This window comes from Acidisoma sp. (genome assembly GCF_035492295.1).
Classification (GTDB): Bacteria; Pseudomonadota; Alphaproteobacteria; order Acetobacterales; family Acetobacteraceae; genus Acidisoma.
In genome coordinates, this window is record NZ_DATJJK010000116.1 from 1 (window position 1) to 3,081 (window position 3,081).

Sequence of the window (3,081 nt, forward strand, 5' to 3'; positions counted from 1 at the left end):
GCTGCCTTTGGAAGCAGGGCCTCGTCGGTCCCCCAACACAGACACAATATCAGGTGTCCTCGTGCCCTCGCGGCGCTGATCCGCGAAAATGGCCGCGGCGGAGCCGCTGTTTCTTTTTGCGCAGGCGAACGCCAGCACGCGCGGGCCTAGCGCATCCGACCGAGGGTCCCCCGTCGAGCGCCGGATCTTAAGAGACGCAGGGCGTCCATCTGGGCGGCCGCGTCACGATTATGTCATTGAAAAAATTGGCGTCCCGTAGGGGATTCGAACCCCTGTTACCGCCGTGAGAGGGCGGTGTCCTAGGCCTCTAGACGAACGGGACAGGCCTTGAAGCAGCGTCGCTGCGTGGGCCGGGTCTATAATGGGCTCCCTTCAGGAGGGCAAGAGCCGATCTGAAGGTGAAGGTTAGGAAAGCCCGCATGGCGGCTCCGCATCCGCCTTGCCTCGAAAAATCCGGCAAAACTGCCTTGGATCCGCAGCAAATGATTGCTCCGCGGCCGCTGCGATGCACAATAGGCGCATGCCAGATCAGCAGCACGGCGGCGCTCAGGTGCCCACAACGACCGATGTTCCCAAAACGGAAGTGCCCGAGCATATCGCGGGCCTCGCCGCGGAGCTGCTCGGCGTCATGCATGATGCGCTCGGGCGCGCCGCGGAAGATCCCTTCAGCAACCCGGTCATGACGACCGCCCTCGCCATTTCCCGGCGGATTGACCAGGAGCGGCTGACCGACGCCGACCTTATCGGTCTCGTCTGCTGGCTTCGGGACGAGGCCTTTCAGCAGCGCGCGGTGCGTTTGGCGGATTACGTCGGCCTCTCGGCCGAGGAAACCCCGGCCGCCGCCATGGCCGCTCTCGCCACCCGCCTCGTGCGGCCCGACCCGAACGATAGCGCCCTGCCCTTCGCACGCTTCCGCCAGGCGGTGGAGCGGACGCGCTTTTCCGCCGTCTTTACGGCGCACCCGACCTTTTCCCTGCCCTATCCGGTGGGCGACGCGCTGGCCCGCGCCGCCTCCGGCGAGGCTTCCGCCGCCTGCTTCACCTCCCATCGCCCGGTGCCGGTGACGCTGGAGGACGAGTTCGACCAGGCGCGCGCCGCCATTGCCCGCGGGCGCGACGCGATAGACCTGCTAACCGGCGCTATTCTCGACGCGGCGCGGGAGACCTGGGCGCATCGCTGGCTCGACCTCGCGCCGCGTCCCGTTACGCTGACCAGTTGGGTCGGCTACGACACCGATGGCCGCACCGATATCGGCTGGTGGGATACGCTGCGCCTCAGGCTCCGCATGAAGCTCTACCAACTGCAGCGGGTGGCGGCGCAGCTTACCCCGTTGCCCGCAGCCGCCGCGATCCTGGACCGGGTGCAGACCGCGATTGCCGCGGTCGAGCAACAGATCGCCGCCGCGCCGAACGGCACGGATGTCGCGGCCGTCGGCGCCTTCGGCAAGGCGCTTGTCGGGTTGCGGGAGGAGGCGTTGACCACGCCCGAGCCGCTGCTGGCCCTTTTCCCGGCCGCCCTCGACCAGGCGGATGATGCCGAGAAGCGCGCCCTGCTCGTGGCCCGTGCTGGCCTCGTTTCCCATAATCTCGGCCTCGCCCATACCCATGTCCGGCTGAACTCGGCGCAGCTCCATAATGCGGTGCGCCAGCGCCTCGGCCTGGCCGACCCGCCGGCGGACCCCTCGCGCCGCCGCATCCTGCTCGGCGCCATCAACAATGCGCTGGACGAGGCCAAGCCCGAGGCCATCAATTTTGGAACGCTGATGGCCGAACAGGCCTCGGCGGCGCGGCTGATGATGACCGTCGCTCAGATGGTGAAGCATATCGACGCGGCGAGCCCGGTGCGCTTCCTCATCGCCGAGACGGAAACCGGCTATACGCTGCTTACCGCCCTCTATTTCGCGAAGCTCCTCGGGATCGAGGACCGCATCGAGATCAGCCCGCTTTTCGAGACGGCGGAGGCACTGAGCCAGGGCAACCGCATCATCGAGGAGGCGCTGCGCAGCCCGCATTTCCGCGCCTATCTGCGCCGCACCGGCAAGCTTGCCGTCCAGTTCGGCTATTCGGATTCCGGACGCTATGTCGGCCAGATCGCCGCGACCTATCTGATCGAGCGGCTGCGGCTCAAGATCTGCGAAGCGATGGCCAAACATAACCTCACCGATGTCGAACTCGTGCTGTTCGACACGCACGGCGAGAGCATCGGCCGCGGCGCGCATCCGGGATCGCTCACCGATCGTCTTGCCTATCTCTCCCCGGCCGTTGGCCGTCGCGCCTTCGAAGCCGCCGGCATCGCGTATCGCGAGGAAAGCGCCTTTCAGGGCGGGGATGGCTATTTGCTGTTCGGCACGCCTGGGCTCGCCGCCGCGACCATCCTGCGCATCGCCGAATTCGCCCTCGGCCCGATCGAGGAGGGTGACGACCCGATCTACCAGGATCCGGATTTCGCGGCGGATTTCTTCGCCACCATCCGCGGCAGCATGGAAGAGCTGGTGGAGGACCCGGGCTATGCCGCCATGCTCGGCACTTTCGGCCCGGCACTGATCGACCGCACCGGCTCCCGCCCCGCCGCACGGCAGAGCGACACCTCCGGCGGTCCCGCCATTATCGGCCATCCGCGCGAACTGCGGGCCATCCCGAACAATGCGATCCTGCAACAGCTTGGCTGGTGCGCGAATACGCTGCAGGGGCTGGGCCTGGCCGCCAGCCGCAACCCCGATGCGGTGACCGAACTCCGCCGCACCAGCCCACGCTTCCGCCGCTCGATGGATTTTGCCTCGCATGCGATGCGGCATTCGCATCTCGACGTGCTGCGCGCGGTGGTGGAAACCCTCGATCCCGGCACCTGGTTGGATCGCGCCGGCCACAGCACCATCCCCGGCAGGCGGGAGGCGCTGATGGCGGTGGCAACCGGGCTGGAGCAGCTCGACATCTGGTCGGAAGTCACCGCGATGTTCCGCCGCGTGCATGGGGACCATCTGGCGCTGCGCGCCGCCTGGCCGGATGCGCCGCAGATGAGCGAGCGGGAGCTTCTGCTCCATGCGTTACGCCTCTCCGCCATCCATCGCATCTGGATCCTGAC

General features: G+C 67.3%; 1 protein-coding gene and 1 tRNA gene. One reads left to right on the forward strand and one right to left on the reverse strand.

Annotated elements, in window-relative coordinates:
* Nucleotides 1–246 precede the first annotated feature (246 nt).
* Nucleotides 247–322 (reverse strand) — tRNA-Glu (locus tag VL752_RS08305).
* 198 nt (nt 323–520) lie between these two features.
* Here VL752_RS08305 and VL752_RS08310 point away from each other — a divergent pair.
* On the forward strand, nt 521–3,081 hold a 2,561-nt coding region (locus VL752_RS08310; protein ID WP_325354044.1), incomplete at its 3' end, for a phosphoenolpyruvate carboxylase.